Source organism: Paraburkholderia sp. CNPSo 3274, assembly GCF_024206475.1.
Taxonomy (GTDB): domain Bacteria; phylum Pseudomonadota; class Gammaproteobacteria; order Burkholderiales; family Burkholderiaceae; genus Paraburkholderia.
Map to the genome: position 1 here is coordinate 1 of NZ_JAMBPR010000027.1, position 16,831 is coordinate 16,831.

Here is a 16,831-nt window from a genome sequence, read left to right on the forward strand (position 1 = left end):
GGTTCGGGGAGTGCGGGTCAGGTCCGCGTCGGGTCCGGCCTGGCGCCGGGTCGGCTCAAGCGCGCGCGCCGCGCGGGCTCTGTGGAGCCGATGGTACATGAGAATCGGCGTTGCGGCGGCATGCCCGCGTGCCTCGCCGAACACCTTAAGCGCATGCCGCATGCGCCTACGCTAAACTCTTTGCGCTTGCGGCGCGGCCAGGCTAAATTGTGGTTCGCCTGCTGCGCTTCGTAAGCTGCGCCGGCGCCCGGGACTGGTGGAGAAGTTGAACCAGCGGGCTCGCGCGAGCATCAATGCATAACAACAGGAAACGGGCGCAGACCTGTTCCGGCGGGTGTAAGTCGACGTCCTTTCATCCTTGTGCCTCTCGCATCGCGTCCAGACGCTGGCTGCGCATACGCGCGCGCATCGCGCGCTGTGCGCTGTCATCGGTAGTGGTAACGAAGCCGTCAGACCGTGGCTGACGAGCGGCCTTCGAGCCGTCCGCTGGCAAGGGAGACGGTCCTATTCCAGGCAACAACCCGCAACAACGCGAAGACACAAGGAGAAAACATGAAATCGGTCGCTATTCTGAAGACGCTGGGCGCGGCACTGTGCCTGTCAGTGGCTTGCAGCGCGTCCTACGCGCAGGACAACTCGGCGAGCGCACCTGCGGCGATGACCTCGGCCGCTCCGGCGACGTCGGCCAAGAAGGCCGACCGCAAGCTGGGCTACTCGGTGCGCAAGGCGCTCTCGAAGACCCAGGGCCTCGATGTTTCGAAGCTCAACGTGCGCTCGCACGGCGGCGCGGTCACGCTGACCGGCACGGTGCCGGATCAGGGCCAGATCGACAAAGCTGGCGAGGTCGCGCAAGGCGTGGCGGGCGTGACGTCGGTGTCGAACAAGCTAACGGTCAGAGTGGAGCAATAAGCGCTGCACACGCCCTGGAAACGGGGCGCCTGCTGCAAGCAATAACAAAAAGCCCGGCCTCTACAGGCCGGGCTTTTTTATGCGCGTAGGTCTGGCAGGGGTACGGTTGGCGTGTGTTTGGGGGCTGCTATCGCGCGAAGCCGTCAGCTTGTACGCGTCGCGCGTGAACCTGCAGACCGGATCGGTCCCCGCATGCGGCTTTGTCATGTTGCACTGCAGCCGCCAAAGTGTAGCTTGACACACAGTCTTCCCGCCGTTGGGGGTATACCGTGGGTATCGCGCGTCTTTCCCGAGGTCGAGCGCGGCCTCATCGCTGGAAAGCAGGAAATCGCCATGACCATTCATACCTACACCGACTTGCCGCTCGTCGACCGGGCGGCCTTCGAGCTGGCCTGCGCGCGTCACGGCTATGCGCCCATGCAGTTCGACATTCGCGGCGAAGCCGATCCCAACGACCCTGAGCACGGCGAGATGCTGATCGTGCGGCGCGGCGCCTGGGCACAGGCATACCGCATCGATGCTCGCGGCCAATGGCTGCGCCAGTTCGAGGTCGATCTCAACGGGAGATTTTTCCGCCAGGCGCCCCACGCTTAAGCGCACGAGCTGCGCGGCGAGCGTGGCGTGCGCCGCGTTCAGGACAGCACGAGCCGCACGCCCACAAGCGTGAGCGTCGCGGCGAGCAGCACGCGCAGCAGCTTTTCGGGCGCTTTCGAAGCAAGCAGGCTGCCGACCGCGATGCCGGGCAGCGAGCCGCACAAGAGTGAAAGCAGCATGTGCCAGTCGATCGAACCAAGCAGCCAATGGCCCGCGCCCGCGAGGAGCGTGAGCGGTACCGCGTGCGCGACATCGGAGCCGACGATGCGCACCGTGGGCAGCGCCGGGTAGAGCAGCAGCAGCACGGTTACGCCGATGGCGCCCGCGCCCACCGAGGTGAGCGAGACGAGCACGCCGAGCACCGCGCCCGTGAGGATCGTGAAAAAGAGTGTGCGCGCTTCGCCCGGCCCATGCCGGTGGCGCGAGGCGAACGCAGCGAGCTGCGGGCGGAAAATGAGCGCCACGGCTGTAATGAGGAGCGCCACGCCCAGCACGGCCTGGATCAGATGCCCCGCGCGGGGCGTGTCCATGCCAAAGCGATGCAGCAGGATCAGCGTGATCGTCGCGGCGGGCACGCTGCCGGCCGCGAGCCGCAGCGTCACGCGCCAGTCCACCGAGCCCTTGAGCCCGTGCACGAGCGTGCCCGCCGACTTGGTCGCCGCTGCATAGAGCAGGTCGGTGCCGACTGCCGTGGCGGGATGCACGTGGAAGACGAGGACCAGGATCGGCGTCATCAGCGAGCCGCCGCCCACGCCGGTCAGGCCGACCAGAAATCCGACGAACAGGCCGGACAGCGAATACAGCAGATCGATATGGGGGAAGGACATCGCGCGCGAGGAGGCCGGTTCAGGGGGCTACGCCGTCGTCTGCCGCGTTGAGAACAGCGCGCGCCGTAAGCGGCGCGTCAGGCTGGACAACGGCCAAGGCTGGCGGCGAAAATCCGCTATTGTCGCAAAACCGGCGGCTTGGCGCAGGGTTAAGCGAAATCGGGTGCATTCCGCCTGACTTTCAATTGCCTTCGTGCAGACCCGACGCAGGATGCGGCCCAGGTGCCGGCTCGCCGCTTCACGTGCCTTCAGCGTATCTTCTCGCGCAAGCGCGTGCCGAACAGCGCCGCGCAGGACTGGCGCCACCATAACCAGAATCGAACATGAATCCCGGCATCCTCTACGCGTTCGCTGCTTTCGTTCTCTGGGGGCTTTTCCCCATCTACTTCAAGACGCTGCACCAGATCCCCGCGCTCGAAATGCTCGCGCATCGCATGGCGTGGTCGCTCCTGTTCGTGATCGCCGTGCTCGTCGTGCGCCGCCATTGGCGCTGGTTTGGGCCCACGCTGCGCGACCGCCGCCTGCTCGGGCGTTTCGTGGCGAGTGCCGTGCTGCTCTCGGCCAACTGGGGCACCTATATCTGGGCCGTCAACGCCGGGCACATCGTCGAGGCGAGCCTCGGCTATTTCATCAATCCGCTCATCAACGTGCTGTTCGGCTATGCGTTCCTGCGCGAGCGCCTGCGCCCGCTGCAATGGGCCGCCGTGGCGCTGGCCACCGCGGGCGTCGTGTGGCTCACCTGGCAGAACGGCGCGCCACCCTGGATCAGTCTCGCGCTTGCCTTGACCTTCGGCGGTTATGCGCTCTTGCGCAAGACCGCGCAGCTCGGCGCGCTCGAAGGCCTCGCGCTCGAAACCGTGCTGCTCTTTCCCGTTGCGATCGTTTATCTGACGATCGTGGGCCTCGCGGGCGAGAGCCACTTCACGCATGCCTCGCGCGGGCTGCAACTGCTGCTCGCGGCCTCCGGCCCGATCACGGCGATTCCGCTGCTCCTCTTCGGCGCGGCCGCGCGGCGCATTCCGCTGTCGATGCTCGGTCTGATCCAGTACGTCACGCCCACACTGCAGTTGCTCACCGGCGTGCTCATTTACGGGGAGCCGTTCGGCGCGGTGCACGCCGTGGGTTACGGCGCGATCTGGGTCGCGCTCGGCGTGTATTCGCTTGAAGGCGTGCGCAGTCTCGTGGCCGCACGCGCGCGCCGCGCGGCGTGACTGGTTTGAGCGGCGGTGCGCTGCCGGGCATTGGCTGACCCGCCGGCGGCGCGGTAGGATGCCAGCACCAGGCGCTGCACGGTCGTGGCGACTCGCGTGTCAGCTGCGCGATTCGGTCGTGATCTGCCGTGCCTTAACCCGCAGTCAATCCTCCGTGGAGTGCCCCGCGCATGAGTATCGAAGCCGTTTGCCGGTTCGAGGAAGCATTCGCACCGCGCATTGCGGCGAAGCTGGCGCAACAATTCGGCCCTTCGGTGCACGTCGATGTCGTGCCCAACGCCGGGCATGGCCATCCCACGCGCGTGCGCCTGCGTGGCGTCGCGAACGAGCACCGGCATCCGTATGTGTATCCGCTGAACGTCTCGCTGACCTGGGACACCGAGGAGATCGAGCGCCTCATGGAGCCCGGCGGCGAAGCGCGCTTCGAGCACTACCTCGAAGCGACCGGGCGCAAGCTGGCGTCATGGGAGTCGGCGCGCTCCGTCGATTTTGCTTCGCGCACGCAAGGCGAGCCGGAGGTGCTGCTAGGCGGGCTCGATTTCGAGGGCTGAACGCGCTGCGGCATCAGCCCCGCGTTTCACACACTAAGCGCGATCAACCGCGCGCAGCCCGCGTGAGCCACTCGCGGCCCTTGAGCAAGCCCCACCAGTAGAAGCTCGGCAGCACGCTCGCCTTGAGCAGCCACATGAGGCGGCGCGGCCGCGTGGGGTCGAGCGGGAAGGTGGGCAAGAGACGCCCGCCATAACCGAACTCGGCCAGCACGACCTTGCCCTTCTCCACCGTGAGCGGGCACGAGCCATAGCCATCGTAGCGATACGCCAGCGGCGCGCCCGCGCGCGCGGCGAGCAGGTTCTCGGCCACGATCACGGCTTGCTTGCGCGCGGCCGCCCCGGTCTTGGCGTTCGGCGCGGAGCACACGTCGCCGAGCGAGAACACGTTCGGATAGCGCGGATGCTGGAGCGTGGCGTGATCCACTTCGCACCAGCCGGCTTCATCGGCGAGCTGGCTGTCGCTGATGAAGTCGGGCGCGACCTGCGGCGGCACGGCGTGCAGCATGTCGAAGCGCTTCTCCACACGCGTGATGTTGCCGTTTGCATCCTTCACTTCGAAGGTGGCGATACGCGCCGGGCCGTCCACGGCCACGAGATTCGACGAGAACACGAGGTTCGCGTTGTAGCGCTTCACGTACTCCATGAGCGGCGGCACGAAGGTCGCCACGCCGAACAGCACGGCGCCCGCGAGATTGAACTCCACGTTGACCTGGCCGATTACGCCTTGGCGGCGCCAGTGGTCGCACGCGAGATACATGGCTTTTTGCGGCGCGCCCGCGCACTTGATCGGCATGCCGGGCTGGCTGAAGAGCGCGGTGCCGCCCTTCATCTGCTGCACGAGCTGCCAGGTGTAGGGCGCGAGGTCATAGCGATAGTTCGAGGTCACGCCGTTCTTGCCGAGCGCTTCCGTGAGGCCCGCAATGCGCTCCCACGCGAGCCTCAGTCCCGGCGCCACGATGAGCTGGCGGTAGGTCACGCGCACGCCGCTGTCGAGTTGCACGACGTTCGCGGCCGGCTCGACGCGCGCGGCGGCCGCGCGGAACCACTTCACGCCCGCGGGCATGACGCTCGCCATGGGCCGGCGCGTTTTCGTCACGTCGTAAGCGCCGCCGCCGACCAGCGTCCACGCGGGCTGATAGTCATGGTGATCGCTCGGCTCGACGATGGCGACTTTCAGGCTCGGCTCGCGGCGCAACAGGCTCGCGGTGACGGCGATGCCCGCCGTGCCGCCGCCGATCACGACGACGTCCCAGGTTTCGCCTTCCCACGCGCGGGCCGCCGTCGCGGCGCGCGCGGCATTCGCGGTTTGCGTCGCCGGTGCGGGCGCGCCTTGCTGCGCGAGGCGATAGAGGCTCGTGGCGCGGTTGCCGCTGCGGCAGTACGCGAGCACGGGGCCGGGCAGGTCGATTAGCAACTGGGCGAAGCGCGCAGCGTCGTCGGCGGTGATCTGGCCGGGCTTCACCGGCAGATGGGCGAACTGCAGACCGAGTTGCGAGGCCGCGGCGCTTAGCGCGTGCGACGTGGGTTGCGCGTCGCCGCCTTCGCCGTCGGGCCGGTTGCAGATGATCGATTGATAGCCGGCCGCCTGGATGGCGGCGAGGTCGTCTGGCGTGATCTGGTCGGCGCTCGCGAAGCGCGCGTCGAGTTGCGTGATTTGCATGTTTTTTTTTGGTCCCGAGGCAGGCGCAGATTAGAGTGATTTAGTGCTGCTTGGTGTGGTTTCTTGCGAACGGCGGCGCGGCTCCAGCACGGCGTATATCGCCATGCCCGCGAGCATGGCGGCGACGAAGAGCCAGGCGCGCGGCTGGCCGCCACCCGCGGCGACGAGTGCGGGGCCGGGGCAGAGGCCCGCGAGCCCCCAGCCCGCGCCGAACAGCAAGGCGCCGCCAATCAGCCGGCCGTCGATTCGGCGCGCCGTGGGCAGCTGAATCGGCGCGCCGGCGAGGCTCGACGCTCGCGTGCGCGCGAGCCAGAAGGCGGGGGCGGCGAGCGCGATGGCGCCTGCCATCACGAACGCGAGCGAAGGGTCCCAGTTTCCGGCGAGATCGAGAAAGCCGAGCACCTTGGCCGGATTGGCCATGCCCGAGACGAGCAAGCCGATACCGAACAGCAGACCGCACGCGAACGCGCTGAGTTTGCGCATCTCAGCCTCCGATCAGGTGACGCACGGCGAACACGGTGGCGAAGCCCGCCGCCATGAACGCGCCCGTGGCGACGAACGAGCGCCGGGAACCACGCGCGATCCCGCACACGCCGTGGCCGCTCGTGCAGCCGGACCCGTAGCGGGTGCCGACGCCGACCAGCAGGCCCGCCACGACAAGCGTGAGCGTCGATGCATCGATCTGCATTGCCGGAAGCGCCGCGCGCAGCCGCCACAGCAACGGGGCCGCAACGAGGCCGATGACGAAGGCGGCGTTCACGCCGCGCTCGCCGCCCGAGCCCGGCAGCAACCCGCCCAGCAAGCCGCTGATACCGGCGATGCGGCCGTTCACGAGCACGAAGAGCGCGGCAGCCGCGCCGATCATCAGGCCGCCCGCGAACGAGGCGTAGGGCGTGAAGTGGGCGAGATCGAGACTCATGCCGGATGGACCTTCAGCCGCCCGCAATAGAGGCTCGAGAGCGTCTGCATGACCTGGATGACTTCGGGGCTCGCGAGGCGGTAGTAGATGTATTTGCCTTCGCGGCGCGTATCGACGAGGCCTTCGTCGCGCAGCTTGCCGAGATGCTGCGAAAGGCTCGGCTGATGCACGCCCACCAGCTCCTCGAGCTCGCCGACGTTGCGCTCGCCTTCGGTGAGCTGGCAAAGCAGCAGGAGACGGTCTTCGTGGGCAAGCGCCTTGAGCAGCGCGCAGCACTTTTCGGCGGATTCGCGCAGGGCCGTGAGCGCTTCGGGAGTGAGTGGTGAGTTCATGGGTCGCCCCGTCGGACGAGGTTGCAAGTCAATGATCCAGATTATACTTTGTCTAAAAACATTATATAAATTTATAATATGTGTTTCAATAGAGGGTCATTTGTGTGGAGTCCTCGATGTCCAACCCAGTCCAGCTTCAGACCACCGAGCCCCAAGTCGAACCCTTTTTCGACCCCGTCACGGCCACGATCACCTACGTCGTGCACGCCGGGCGTGGCACCGCCTGCGCGATCGTCGACCCGGTGCTCGACTACGATCCCAAATCGGGCCGCACCTCCACGGAATCGGCCGAGCGTGTGATCGCATTCGTGCGCGAATACGGGCTTCGCGTCGAGTGGCTGCTGGAAACTCACGCGCACGCCGATCATCTTTCGGCGGCGCCGTATCTGAAGGCGCAGCTGGGCGGGCGCATTGCCATTGGCGAGCATATTCGCGCCGTGCAAGGCGTGTTTCGCGCGGTGTTCAATCTGGGCGAAACGCTCAGCCCGGATGGCAGCCAGTTCGACGTGCTGTTCCAGGACGGCGCGACGTTCCAGGTCGGCGCGCTAGCGGCGTGCGCGCTGCACGTGCCCGGCCACACGCCCGCCGACCTCGCGTACCAGATCGGTAACGCCGTATTCGTGGGCGACACGCTTTTCATGCCCGACGTGGGCTCTGCGCGCTGCGACTTCCCGGGTGGCGACGCGCACACGCTCTACCGCTCGGCGCGCAAGCTGCTCGACCTGCCGGGCGACACGCGGCTCTTCATGTGCCACGACTATCCGCCGGCTTCCCGCGGACCGTGCTTCGAGACCACGGTGAGCGCGCAGCGCGGCGGCAACATCCACCTGAACGAGACCGTGAGCGAGGAGGCGTTCGTGCAGATGCGCACCGCGCGCGACCGCACGCTCGCCATGCCGAACCTGATCCTGCCGTCGATCCAGGTGAACATCCGCGCGGGCCGCATGCCGGAGCCCGAAGCCAACGGCGTGCGTTATCTGAAGATTCCGGTTGACGCGCTTTGAATCGTTGCGGCATGAGTTCCGCAATGTGTTTCCGGGAGGGCGGGAATCCGTCTTTGATCGCACGCTGTCCGCGCACTTCGCTGTTCAGTTCGCGTCCTCGTTGACCGGCACGTCGCCGGCCGGTTCCGCCTGGGCGCCCGTGCCTGTATCGTTCGCGCCGGCAGCGCGCGATCTGCGCAACCGTATGGTCGGCACAGCGTGCAACAGACGACGCGCGTGCCGGTGCAGCGGCCAGTCGACGAACTGGTAGAGCGCGGCGCCCATCGCCGTAGCCACGATCATCGTGAGCGCCACCCCGAGCGGCGCGGTCGCGTCAAAGCCGTCGAGAGCGTCCGGCAGCAGTTTGCGTGCAGCTTCCACACAATATGGATGGCTCAGATAGATGGCATAGCTCGCGTTGCCGATGAATATCGCTGCGCGAGTCAACAGGCCGGAGCCCATCGCCGACTCCAGGCTCAGTGTGCTGGCGATCAGCACGAAAGCCGGAAGGCCGTAATAGAGCAACGGTGCGTCGGAAAGGTCGTGCCAGTTGATATAGGCCATCCATGCATAGGCTGCAACTGCCATGCATCCGGCAAGCGGCAGCTTGATCCGGACTCCGAACTTCCAGAGCTGATAGGCCATGAAGCCGAGCGGAAACTCGAACATGCGCTGATTCGTATAGAACGCGGTAAACACGCCTTGCGAGCCCCATGCCTTTGCCGCACAAAAGATCGCAAGGATCAGCGCCGACGTGAGCAGCAGGCGGTGACGGCGCATCACCATCAGCGAGACGGCCGTAACCACGTAGAACAGCATTTCGTAGTTGAGCGTCCAGCCGACGAACAACATCGGGAATATCTGGCCACTTTCCTTGCGGTAGGGAATGAAAAACAGCGATTTCAGGAGATTCCCGAGGTCGGCGGTCGTCGAATTCAACAAGGCAGGAGCGGCGAGTGCTCCGGCGAATACGCCAAACGTCAGCACCCAGTACAGCGGCACGATGCGGGCAATGCGGTCCGCGAGAAAGCGCTGTGTGGTCAATTTTGGGCTGTCCAGCACGAGGGCGATGACGAAACCGCTTATCACGAAGAAAATGTCGACGCCAAATTCACCGAACGTGTGTCCGGTCGGCGACATGATGTGAAAGAAGATAACCGTTATCGCTGCAACAGCACGCAGCACGGTAAGGGACTTTAACTTTTGCATGATGGGTGCGCGGTCTGCGCGTTCGCCGATGGCGGCCGGGACGGATGCTCTGCGTTTGATCGCGGCTATTCTGACATCGCTGAAAGGCGCACGAGTGCGTAGTTTTGTGTGTGACCGTACAGAAGCCAGCAATTAGTTAAAGAGTTACCTTGTCCGAGATTCGAAAGTCTCTGTCCGCACAACCGGGCTGCAACAAACTCCATTGGCTTTCAGTTCGATACCGCGTACGCGTATGCCGTTGCGCGAAAGCCGATCCCACGGAGTGACGCCATGAAAGCCATCCAGCTCAAAACCTTTGGCGAACCTGACGTGCTTGAGTACGTCGACCTGCCGACGCCCGCGCCCAATGCCGACAGCGCACTCGTGCAGGTGCGCGCCGCCTCGGTCAACCCGAGCGACGTGAAGAACGTCTCCGGCCATTTCGAGCACACGGTGCCGCCGCGGGTGCCCGGACGCGACTTCAGCGGTGTGGTGGTGGCGGGCCCCGAGGAGTGGGTTGGCGCCGAGGTCTGGGGAACGGGCGGTGACATCGGCTTCACGCGTGACGGCACGCACGCCGAGTTCATCGAGGTGCCCGTGGCCGCGCTCGCGCGCAAGCCCGCGGCGCTTTCGCACGCTCAGGCCGCGTCGATCGGCGTGAACTTCGTCGTGGCGTGGCTTGGCACCGTCGATTACGCGCGCCTCACCGAGGGCGAAACGATCGCCGTGATCGGCGTGTCGGGCGGTGTGGGCGGCGCGGTCACGCAGATCGCGAAGGCGCGCGGCGCACGCGTGATCGGCGTGGGCCGCGTGGCGCCACTCGTCGGTTCGCCGGCCGCGCGTCTCATCGACGCCTTCGTTCCCATGGACGAGCACGCCGCCGAACGCGTCCGCGAACTGACGGGCGGCGCAGGCGCGGACGTGGTCTACGACGCCGTGGGCGGCGTGGCGTTCGAACTGGCGCTTTCGCTTGCGAAGCGGCGTGGCCGCGTGGTCGAAATCAGCGCAACGGGTAAGCAGCGCGTGGAGTTCGACCTGATCGACTTCTATCACAACGAGACGCAGCTGCTCGGGGCCGATAGCGCGAAGCTCGGCGTGGCCGAATCCGCGCCGCTCATGCGCGCGATTGCCGAAGTATTCGACGCGGGCCAGTTCGAGCCGCCCGTCGTGGCCGCGCACTTTCCGCTCGCGCGGGCGCGCGAAGCTTACGAGGCGGTCGCGGCGGGCACGCCCGGGCGCGTAGTGATCGACATGGCGTGAGCGCCGCTCGAACGAACAGGGGTTGAGGATGAAGGGTTATCTGGTGTCGTTCGCGGTCGGCGCGCTCGCGGGACTCCTCTACAACGTGCTGCAGGTGAAATCGCCTGCGCCGCCGACCATCGCACTTGTCGGCCTGCTCGCCATGCTGGCGGGCGAGAACGTCATCGGCGTCGTACGCGCGTGCGTCGCGCATCTTGCGGGGTGAGCAGGGCAATCCTCACTCACCGCGCCGGATATCGCCGCGCGCGCATGTTGTGCGCATTTTGCCGATGGGCTAGCTCACGCTTCCGCCCGCACGAGCCGCTCCGGCAGACGCGCTCGCAGCGCCCGCGCGTCGAGCGCAGCCAGATCCTTGTCGAGTTCGAGCGTGACGAGGCTGCGCGTTTGCGCGTCGATCGCCTTGCGCAGCACGCCGAGAAACGCGGGCGGCGCCGTGAGCACGAGCGTGCCGTAGCGCGCATCGTTGCGCGCCTTCGCGAGCGTCGTCGCGACCTCCGCCGCGAATACGGTGGCTTCGTGGTCGTGCTGGCTGGTGTCGGGATCGGTCGCGCTGCGGCCGAAGCCGACGCGGTCGGTGGTGCGTCCCGGCTTGTCGGTTACGAGGTTCTCGTCCGACATGCGGCCCTGCAGATGCAGTAGCGTCTCGACCTCTTCGATGGCGCCCAGCGGGCTTTCAGTGGCGAAAATGCGCGCGGTCACGCGGTTGGCGACAACAATCCAGATCGTTTTCGACATGTTCGACTCCCTGTCATGACGCCCGGCGCATGCGGCCGCCGGGCGGTTGAGTGGACTCGCGCCACGCGGCGTGAATACCAAGGGTAGCGCGCTTCGGGCCGCGCGGCGCGCGAAAGTGTCGGGACAGCGAGCCGCGTGCCCGATGGCGGTTTGTCCTTCCAGAATTCGGGAGGATGATTCTCGCTGCAGGAGGATTATCTTTTGTGGCGGAAGAACCTAGTCTTTAGACTCCGCAGCGCGCTGCAAAGGAGTCCGCCATGAATCCGAACGCCTCGAACGCCGATCGCATTCTCCATTATCCGAGCGACATCGCCTTCACGCCGACGGTCAAGGCGATGCAGGAGCGCCTGGGTTCGCGCGAACTCTATGCGAGCGTGGAGCGCGATCACGCGTGGGGCGTGGCGCTCACGCCCAAGATCCAGGAATTCATCGGCGCGCAGACCAGTGTATTCCTCGGCACCGCGAATACCGAAGGGCAGCCGTACATCCAGCATCGCGGCGGCCCGGCGGGCTTTCTGCACGTGGTGGACGAGCACACCATTGCGTTCGCCGATTTCATCGGCAACCAGCAATACATCACGCTCGGCAATCTCGCCGACAACCCGAAGGCGCATCTGTTCGTAATCGATTATGCGCGGCGGCGGCGCGTGAAGATCTGGGGCCGCGCGCGCGTAATTGAAGACCCTGCGCTGCTCGCGGAACTGATGCCCGTGGGCTACAAGGCGCGCGCCGAGCGGGTGATCGTTTTCACGGTGCACGCGTGGGACATGAACTGCCCGCAGCACATTCCGCAGCGCTTCGAGGCGGCGGAGGTGAAGTCGGCGCTAGACGAGCGCGAGGCGCGCATTCGCGAACTGGAAGAGGCAGCGGCGCAGCGCGAGGCGCGCGTGCGCGAACTGGAGGCAGAGGTCGCGCGGCTGCGCGAGGGCGCGGCGGTGTGAGCGGGCGCTCGCACCGCGATTCGCGCACAGACGGCTTACTTGGCCTTTTCCGCCGAGTTGGTGATGGCCTGACCGCCCTTCGAAAGGTCCTCGCCCGCGCCTGCGATGGTGTTGCAGGCGGCGAGCGTCACGGCTAACAGTGCAAGCGCAGACGCGAGATAACGGCTCATATCGGCTCTCCCTGAATCGAGTAAAAACGTCGAATGGAAGCGGCGGCGGGCATGAGGCATGCGCGCCGCCGTTCTTTTCGATTTTACGCGCGAAGCGGGGACACATGCGCCGAGGCTGCGCGGCGGCGCCTGCATGACATCAAGCTGCTTTCAGCGCCTGCGCGTCCTGCGCACGACGAGCCACTTGGGCGAGCGAAAGCGCACGATGCTCACGTAGAGCCAGACGTAGGTGAGCGCGAACAGCACGACAAAGCAGAACAGGTGCAGCGTGTGCCGCCAGAATAGCGTGGCCGGAATCACGGCGATCAGGCAGAGCAGCCACAGGTAAGGCGAGGTGAATGAATTGCGCCGCGTGAGTTCGCGTGCGTTGCGCGCGCCCACGACCCAGCGCATGAGGCGCTTGTAGACGAGCATGTGCAGGTGCACGCCGTCGGGAATGCCGGGCGACATGCCGCGCACGAACTTCTTCCGGTAGATCGAGAAGCAGGTCTCGAAGATCGGATACATGAAGAGCAGCACCGGATACCAGGCCGACACGTCACGGTTTCGCATGACGAGCAGGATCGACAGCTCGGCGAGCATGAAGCCGATGAAATAGGCGCCGCCGTCGCCGAGGAAAATCAGGCCCGCCGGGAAATTCCACATGAAGAAGCCCAGCACCGCGCCCATCATGATGAACGACGCGGAGAGCACGACCGGATCGTGCACCTGGAAGGCCACGTAGGCGAGCGAAGCGAACATCATGAACGCGACCATCGAGGCGAGGCCGTTGAAGCCGTCGATGATGTTGATCGCGTTGGCGAGCGCCGCGACCGCGAGCACGGTGATGACGAACGAAATCGCCGCGTAGGAAAGCAGAAAGTCGAGCGGCGGCACGCTGATGCGCGTGACCGCGATGCCGAGGAACCAGAACGCAAGCGCGGCGGCGGCCATCGTGCAGAGGAGGCGCGCGAGCGGCGAGACGCGTTTGGTGAGATCTTCGATGAGCCCCGAGGCGAACGCGGGCAACCCGCACGCGACAATGCCGAGTATGCCGCCCGAGACGGCCGGATACGCTCCGTGCAACTGCGCGGCCGCCACGACGAGCCCCGCGAGGATGCCCGTCCCGCCGATGCGCGGCACGGGCCGCACGTGAAATTTCTGCACGCCCGCGAGATCGGAATCGACGGAGAACCTTTCATGCAGATGCGCGTAACGCACGATCAGCAGCGTGACCAGCAAGGAAACGAGAAAGCCGAGGGCGAAACTGAGCATGAAAGGAAACCGCGACCGGAAGGAGGAATGCGCGATTATACAAAGGCGGACACGCCGCACGCGCCGAACGTCCTACGGGCCGCCGCTCCGGACAAGATAACGCGTTGCCCGGCAGCGCGTTCAGGTTCCCGGCGTGTCCGCCGGTGTGATCTCGAGCAGGATGACGTGGTCGGGCACATTCACGGTGAGTTGGCTCAGGTCGCGATGGCTTTCGAGCGGCGCCGCCGAAGCTAGCGGATCGTACAGGTCGACACGCTTTGCTTTGCCGCCAAAGTCGAGATCGACGCGCGCGGGTGGGCTAGCGAGCGGCGTTCCGGTCGCCCGGTTCCAGATGAGTGTTTCGTTCCAGAGCACCAGCACGAAGCGGCCGTCCTTCTTCTGCAGCAGCAGGCTATTTGCCGATGCCGGCATTCCCGAAAGCGTATACGCGAGCGTGTTGCGCGCCGCTGCGCTTGCGCGTCGCGTCGTGTTGGCGTTCAGGATCGACGTGAGGTTGCGAATGGCGTATGCCACCGGCTTGGGGCTGTTGTCGTTGCGAAAGAGTCCGTAATGCATTTCGTCGTTCTTGTGCGTCGGATCGGGCTTTTCGTCGAGCAATTCATAGACGTAGAGCCGCTTCACACCCGCCGCCGCCGCATCCATATAACCGTTGAGAACGCCCTTGGCCTGGGTCGGCTCGTCGACGCCTAGCATGTACCAACCCGCCTGCGGCAACGAGAAGTAGCCGAATTCGGTGATGACGAGCGGCAACTGAAATCTCTGGCCGAGGTGAATAGCGGCAAGCATCCACTTGTCGCCGTTCGCATTCCACAGGGGTTGTTCGCCGTTTTGGGGGTAGACATGCTGATTTGCGTAATCGGCCGAATTCGCACGCGTCTCGACTGACTTGGGCTCGAAGCCGGTCGCGTCGTATACGGGCACCCCCTTAAGCTCCGGCACGCCGTGTACACGTGCGTAGAGGTCGCGCTGCACGGCGAGCCCGGCTGCGGCGCCGGTAAGCCCCTGGTAAGTGACGGGAAAGTTGTTGAGTTCGTTGGGGCCTTCGATGGCCGCGACGCTGCCGGGCACCTCGGTATTCAACTTCGCAGCCTGCCCGATCTGCTTCTCGAAGTCCGCGCCCATCAGAAAGTTGAATTTCACGCCGCGCTGCGCGAGATAGACATAGCTCGAGAACGGAATGGAGGAGCCTGGCGCATAGTCGCGGACGTGGTGGATGCCGAGCCATGCCATATCGTCGGCGACGTTGTGCACGTTGACGTACGCGCCGTCGGTGTAGCTAACGTGGGTCACGACGGCGAGCGTCTGGAGGAAATCCTCGGCTGGCATTGCCTGCACAGCGCCGCTCGCGTGCACCGCCGATGCACATGCGAGCGCGCAGAAGCTTGTCGCGAGGCTTTCGGCGATACGCGTACCAAGCCGCCCGCGCGGTTTTGCCAGGCTCCCGTGTCGCAAGCTCTGTGAGTCGGCTCGTCTGGCGAGCAGGATAAGGCTGGGTGCTACGGGATGCTTCACGGCGTATTCCTCGCGTGGGCCGGCTGCCGGATGTGCGCCTTGCCTCATGCCGGCGTCTCGATGATCCTGCCCCTGTTGGAGCGACATTCACGGCCCATTTTGATGTGCAGTTGCCGCCTTTGTGTGTGCGACGGCGAACGGATAGGCGCTCCGCTAAAGATTAAATTCGTGTGACAACGAATGCATTACGCAATAAATAAGGAATCCTTCATATCAATCGCCTCTGATTCGGGCGCATCTGCGAACTGGCTGCAATGCCAGGACAAGAAGTCCTGATTCCACGCACCTTCACACTCCCGCAAACGACGTCGCCTTTGCGTTATGTGCGCGAACGCACATAACGCAAAGCTCGCATGCGCCTCGCCGTATGGCTCCCGCGCAGCGCGTTCGGCGAGCCGGCGACGATCACGGACAGTTGGTGGGATTGCGCACGGATTGCCGGTTGCTCACACCGTAATGTGTTGTCGTGGCCGTCGGGCGGGCAGCGATTGCATGGATCGCTCGGGGCATGGGGTCTGTGTGTCCGCTCCTGGCGGACGAACGCGCCGGACACAAACATCTGACGAACACGACACGCATTGGGGCAGGGACATGTCAGAGCTTACGCAACGGTCAGAGCTTACGCAACGTACGGTCGATATCGTGCTGCAACGTACGGTCGATGTCGTGCTGATCGTGGTGGGCGCCATATGCGCCGTACACCTGAATCTAAATTCCGGACAGGTGGCCGCGGTGCATCACCCCGATCCCACGCTGGTGGCGTTTTGCGCGGCGCTCGCCCTCTCGGTCTTTCCCGCCTGCGGGACCTATGGCACACGTGGCAGCCGGTCGCCTTTCAGCGTCGCGGGCCGCACGGCGTTCGCATGGCTCGCGGTGCAGCTTTGCGGACTCGTGCTGCTCTATGCGATTCATCATGATCATCTGCTGGCGCTGCCTTGGTTCATGTACTGGACATTGACGACGGGTATTTCCCTGCTGCTGTCGCACACACTGTTCTTTTCGGAATTGAGCGTGTTACGTGTTACGCGCGCATGGTGGCGCCGGGAGCCTCTTGAGGTCGGTGTACGCGACACGGTTCGCAGTGCCGTCATCGGGCATGCCTCGAAACGCCTCTTTGACATCGTGGCGGCGGTTAGTGCGATCGTCTTGCTCTCGCCACTGCTCGTCGTGCTCGCGCTGCTGGTCAAGCGCGATGGCGGTCCGGCGTTATACGGCCATACGCGCGTGGGCCGCCATGGCAAGAAGTTCCGCTGTCTCAAGTTCCGGTCGATGGTGGTGAACTCGGAGCAGGTGCTCAAGGATCTGCTCGAGCGTGATCCCCAAGCCCGCGCCGAATGGGAGCGCGAATTCAAGCTGAAGAACGACGTGCGCGTAACGCGGATCGGCCACTTTCTGCGCCGCTCGAGCCTCGATGAGCTGCCGCAGGTCTGGAACGTCCTGCGCGGCCAGATGAGTTTTGTCGGCCCGCGCCCGATCATCGACCAGGAACTGGAGCGCTATGGCGAGGCGAGAAAGTACTACCTGATGGCCACGCCGGGTATCACGGGCCTGTGGCAGGTGAGTGGGCGCAACGATATCGACTACGCAACGCGCGTCTTGCTCGACGTTTCCTATGTCGAGAACTGGACCTTCCGAAAGGACATCGGGATTCTGTTCAAGACGTTTTCCGTGGTGATCCGTGGTAACGGCGCGTATTGAGCTGCAAACAAGCTGAAACGAGCCGAAAACGGAACTGAAAGCGGGCTGCAAAAATGTTGGTGCGAGACGCGGTTGACATATCAGGTA

At 65.1% G+C, this 16,831-nt stretch carries 19 protein-coding genes; 9 read left to right on the top strand and 10 right to left on the bottom strand.

What is annotated here, in order from left to right; translation table 11 throughout:
* The first annotated feature begins 552 nt into the window (after positions 1-552).
* Positions 553-909 carry a BON domain-containing protein gene (locus M3I54_RS19550; RefSeq protein WP_254338767.1) on the top strand — a complete coding sequence of 119 codons (357 nt, stop codon included), beginning with the start codon at positions 553-555 and terminating at the stop codon, positions 907-909.
* Positions 910-1,242: 333 nt separating this feature from the next.
* A complete protein-coding gene (locus M3I54_RS19555; protein ID WP_254338769.1) occupies positions 1,243-1,503 on the top strand; it encodes a hypothetical protein in 261 nt (86 codons plus the stop codon).
* 38 nt (positions 1,504-1,541) lie between these two features.
* Here the strand turns inward: M3I54_RS19555 and M3I54_RS19560 are convergent, their stop codons facing one another.
* The gene (locus tag M3I54_RS19560; RefSeq protein WP_254338771.1) at positions 1,542-2,330 is read right to left on the bottom strand and encodes a sulfite exporter TauE/SafE family protein; all 789 of its coding nucleotides are present in this window, start codon (positions 2,328-2,330) and stop codon (positions 1,542-1,544) included.
* Positions 2,331-2,653: 323 nt separating this feature from the next.
* On the opposite strand from M3I54_RS19560, the gene rarD reads away from it, so the two are divergent.
* Together rarD and M3I54_RS19570 are read left to right on the top strand one after the other, a co-directional pair.
* Positions 2,654-3,541: an EamA family transporter RarD gene (gene rarD, locus M3I54_RS19565; protein ID WP_254338773.1), complete on the top strand. Its 888-nt coding sequence runs from the start codon at positions 2,654-2,656 to the stop codon at positions 3,539-3,541.
* A gap of 170 nt (positions 3,542-3,711) precedes the next feature.
* Positions 3,712-4,092, top strand: a complete 381-nt coding sequence (locus tag M3I54_RS19570) for a DUF5594 family protein (protein WP_254338775.1) — start codon at positions 3,712-3,714, stop codon at positions 4,090-4,092.
* Positions 4,093-4,135: 43 nt separating this feature from the next.
* Here M3I54_RS19570 and M3I54_RS19575 read toward each other — a convergent pair whose 3' ends face one another.
* The 4 genes from M3I54_RS19575 to M3I54_RS19590 are packed head-to-tail and all read right to left on the bottom strand — an operon-like array spanning position 4,136 to position 7,003.
* Positions 4,136-5,752 (bottom strand): bifunctional protein tyrosine phosphatase family protein/NAD(P)/FAD-dependent oxidoreductase, encoded by a 1,617-nt coding sequence (locus M3I54_RS19575; protein WP_254338777.1) that lies wholly within the window; start codon positions 5,750-5,752, stop codon positions 4,136-4,138.
* A 30-nt stretch (positions 5,753-5,782) separates the two neighbouring features.
* Entirely contained in the window at positions 5,783-6,235 is a 453-nt protein-coding gene (locus tag M3I54_RS19580) for a YeeE/YedE family protein (protein WP_254338779.1), read from the bottom strand.
* Position 6,236: 1 nt separating this feature from the next.
* The gene (locus M3I54_RS19585) at positions 6,237-6,671 is read right to left on the bottom strand and encodes a YeeE/YedE family protein (RefSeq protein WP_254338781.1); all 435 of its coding nucleotides are present in this window, start codon (positions 6,669-6,671) and stop codon (positions 6,237-6,239) included.
* Positions 6,668-7,003, bottom strand: a complete 336-nt coding sequence (locus tag M3I54_RS19590; RefSeq protein WP_254338783.1) for a metalloregulator ArsR/SmtB family transcription factor — start codon at positions 7,001-7,003, stop codon at positions 6,668-6,670. The genes M3I54_RS19585 and M3I54_RS19590 overlap by 4 nt, the downstream gene beginning before the upstream one ends.
* A gap of 116 nt (positions 7,004-7,119) precedes the next feature.
* Here M3I54_RS19590 and M3I54_RS19595 point away from each other — a divergent pair, with 116 nt between their 5' ends.
* Positions 7,120-8,007, top strand: a complete 888-nt coding sequence (locus M3I54_RS19595) for an MBL fold metallo-hydrolase (protein WP_254338785.1) — start codon at positions 7,120-7,122, stop codon at positions 8,005-8,007.
* Positions 8,008-8,091: 84 nt separating this feature from the next.
* Here M3I54_RS19595 and M3I54_RS19600 read toward each other — a convergent pair whose 3' ends face one another.
* Positions 8,092-9,195: an acyltransferase gene (locus tag M3I54_RS19600; protein ID WP_254338787.1), complete on the bottom strand. Its 1,104-nt coding sequence runs from the start codon at positions 9,193-9,195 to the stop codon at positions 8,092-8,094.
* A 270-nt stretch (positions 9,196-9,465) separates the two neighbouring features.
* Between M3I54_RS19600 and M3I54_RS19605 the strand changes: the two genes are divergently transcribed.
* Together M3I54_RS19605 and M3I54_RS19610 are read left to right on the top strand one after the other, a co-directional pair.
* Positions 9,466-10,434, top strand: coding sequence for a zinc-binding alcohol dehydrogenase family protein (locus M3I54_RS19605; protein ID WP_254338789.1), 969 nt, complete (start codon positions 9,466-9,468; stop codon positions 10,432-10,434).
* Between the two features lie 28 nt (positions 10,435-10,462).
* Positions 10,463-10,639, top strand: coding sequence for a DUF1427 family protein (locus M3I54_RS19610; protein WP_254338791.1), 177 nt, complete (start codon positions 10,463-10,465; stop codon positions 10,637-10,639).
* Positions 10,640-10,713: 74 nt separating this feature from the next.
* On the opposite strand, the gene M3I54_RS19615 is transcribed toward M3I54_RS19610, so the two are convergent.
* Positions 10,714-11,169, bottom strand: coding sequence for a host attachment protein (locus M3I54_RS19615; protein ID WP_254338792.1), 456 nt, complete (start codon positions 11,167-11,169; stop codon positions 10,714-10,716).
* A gap of 257 nt (positions 11,170-11,426) precedes the next feature.
* Here M3I54_RS19615 and M3I54_RS19620 point away from each other — a divergent pair, with 257 nt between their 5' ends.
* Positions 11,427-12,110 (top strand): pyridoxamine 5'-phosphate oxidase family protein, encoded by a 684-nt coding sequence (locus tag M3I54_RS19620; RefSeq protein ID WP_254338794.1) that lies wholly within the window; start codon positions 11,427-11,429, stop codon positions 12,108-12,110.
* Between the two features lie 35 nt (positions 12,111-12,145).
* Here M3I54_RS19620 and M3I54_RS19625 read toward each other — a convergent pair whose 3' ends face one another.
* The 3 genes from M3I54_RS19625 to M3I54_RS19635 all read right to left on the bottom strand — a co-directional run bounded on the left by M3I54_RS19625 (position 12,146) and on the right by M3I54_RS19635 (position 15,046).
* Positions 12,146-12,280: an entericidin A/B family lipoprotein gene (locus M3I54_RS19625; protein ID WP_254338796.1), complete on the bottom strand. Its 135-nt coding sequence runs from the start codon at positions 12,278-12,280 to the stop codon at positions 12,146-12,148.
* Between the two features lie 150 nt (positions 12,281-12,430).
* The gene (locus M3I54_RS19630) at positions 12,431-13,534 is read right to left on the bottom strand and encodes a glycosyltransferase (RefSeq protein WP_254338798.1); all 1,104 of its coding nucleotides are present in this window, start codon (positions 13,532-13,534) and stop codon (positions 12,431-12,433) included.
* Positions 13,535-13,654: 120 nt separating this feature from the next.
* Positions 13,655-15,046: a calcium-binding protein gene (locus M3I54_RS19635; protein ID WP_254338800.1), complete on the bottom strand. Its 1,392-nt coding sequence runs from the start codon at positions 15,044-15,046 to the stop codon at positions 13,655-13,657.
* Positions 15,047-15,637: 591 nt separating this feature from the next.
* Here M3I54_RS19635 and M3I54_RS19640 point away from each other — a divergent pair.
* Entirely contained in the window at positions 15,638-16,744 is a 1,107-nt protein-coding gene (locus M3I54_RS19640; RefSeq protein WP_254338803.1) for a sugar transferase, read from the top strand.
* Positions 16,745-16,831 lie beyond the last annotated feature (87 nt).

Coding starts and splice junctions, on each gene's coding strand:
- M3I54_RS19555 (WP_254338769.1), top strand. CDS start 1,243: ATGACCATTCATACCTACACCGACTTGCCGCTCGTCGACCGGGCGGCC.
- M3I54_RS19585 (WP_254338781.1), bottom strand. CDS start 6,671: ATGAGTCTCGATCTCGCCCACTTCACGCCCTACGCCTCGTTCGCGGGC.
- M3I54_RS19625 (WP_254338796.1), bottom strand. CDS start 12,280: ATGAGCCGTTATCTCGCGTCTGCGCTTGCACTGTTAGCCGTGACGCTC.
- M3I54_RS19615 (WP_254338792.1), bottom strand. CDS start 11,169: ATGTCGAAAACGATCTGGATTGTTGTCGCCAACCGCGTGACCGCGCGC.
- M3I54_RS19590 (WP_254338783.1), bottom strand. CDS start 7,003: ATGAACTCACCACTCACTCCCGAAGCGCTCACGGCCCTGCGCGAATCC.
- M3I54_RS19575 (WP_254338777.1), bottom strand. CDS start 5,752: ATGCAAATCACGCAACTCGACGCGCGCTTCGCGAGCGCCGACCAGATC.
- M3I54_RS19620 (WP_254338794.1), top strand. CDS start 11,427: ATGAATCCGAACGCCTCGAACGCCGATCGCATTCTCCATTATCCGAGC.
- M3I54_RS19580 (WP_254338779.1), bottom strand. CDS start 6,235: ATGCGCAAACTCAGCGCGTTCGCGTGCGGTCTGCTGTTCGGTATCGGC.
- M3I54_RS19570 (WP_254338775.1), top strand. CDS start 3,712: ATGAGTATCGAAGCCGTTTGCCGGTTCGAGGAAGCATTCGCACCGCGC.
- M3I54_RS19560 (WP_254338771.1), bottom strand. CDS start 2,330: ATGTCCTTCCCCCATATCGATCTGCTGTATTCGCTGTCCGGCCTGTTC.
- M3I54_RS19610 (WP_254338791.1), top strand. CDS start 10,463: ATGAAGGGTTATCTGGTGTCGTTCGCGGTCGGCGCGCTCGCGGGACTC.
- M3I54_RS19595 (WP_254338785.1), top strand. CDS start 7,120: ATGTCCAACCCAGTCCAGCTTCAGACCACCGAGCCCCAAGTCGAACCC.
- rarD (WP_254338773.1), top strand. CDS start 2,654: ATGAATCCCGGCATCCTCTACGCGTTCGCTGCTTTCGTTCTCTGGGGG.
- M3I54_RS19550 (WP_254338767.1), top strand. CDS start 553: ATGAAATCGGTCGCTATTCTGAAGACGCTGGGCGCGGCACTGTGCCTG.
- M3I54_RS19600 (WP_254338787.1), bottom strand. CDS start 9,195: ATGCAAAAGTTAAAGTCCCTTACCGTGCTGCGTGCTGTTGCAGCGATA.
- M3I54_RS19640 (WP_254338803.1), top strand. CDS start 15,638: ATGTCAGAGCTTACGCAACGGTCAGAGCTTACGCAACGTACGGTCGAT.
- M3I54_RS19630 (WP_254338798.1), bottom strand. CDS start 13,534: ATGCTCAGTTTCGCCCTCGGCTTTCTCGTTTCCTTGCTGGTCACGCTG.
- M3I54_RS19605 (WP_254338789.1), top strand. CDS start 9,466: ATGAAAGCCATCCAGCTCAAAACCTTTGGCGAACCTGACGTGCTTGAG.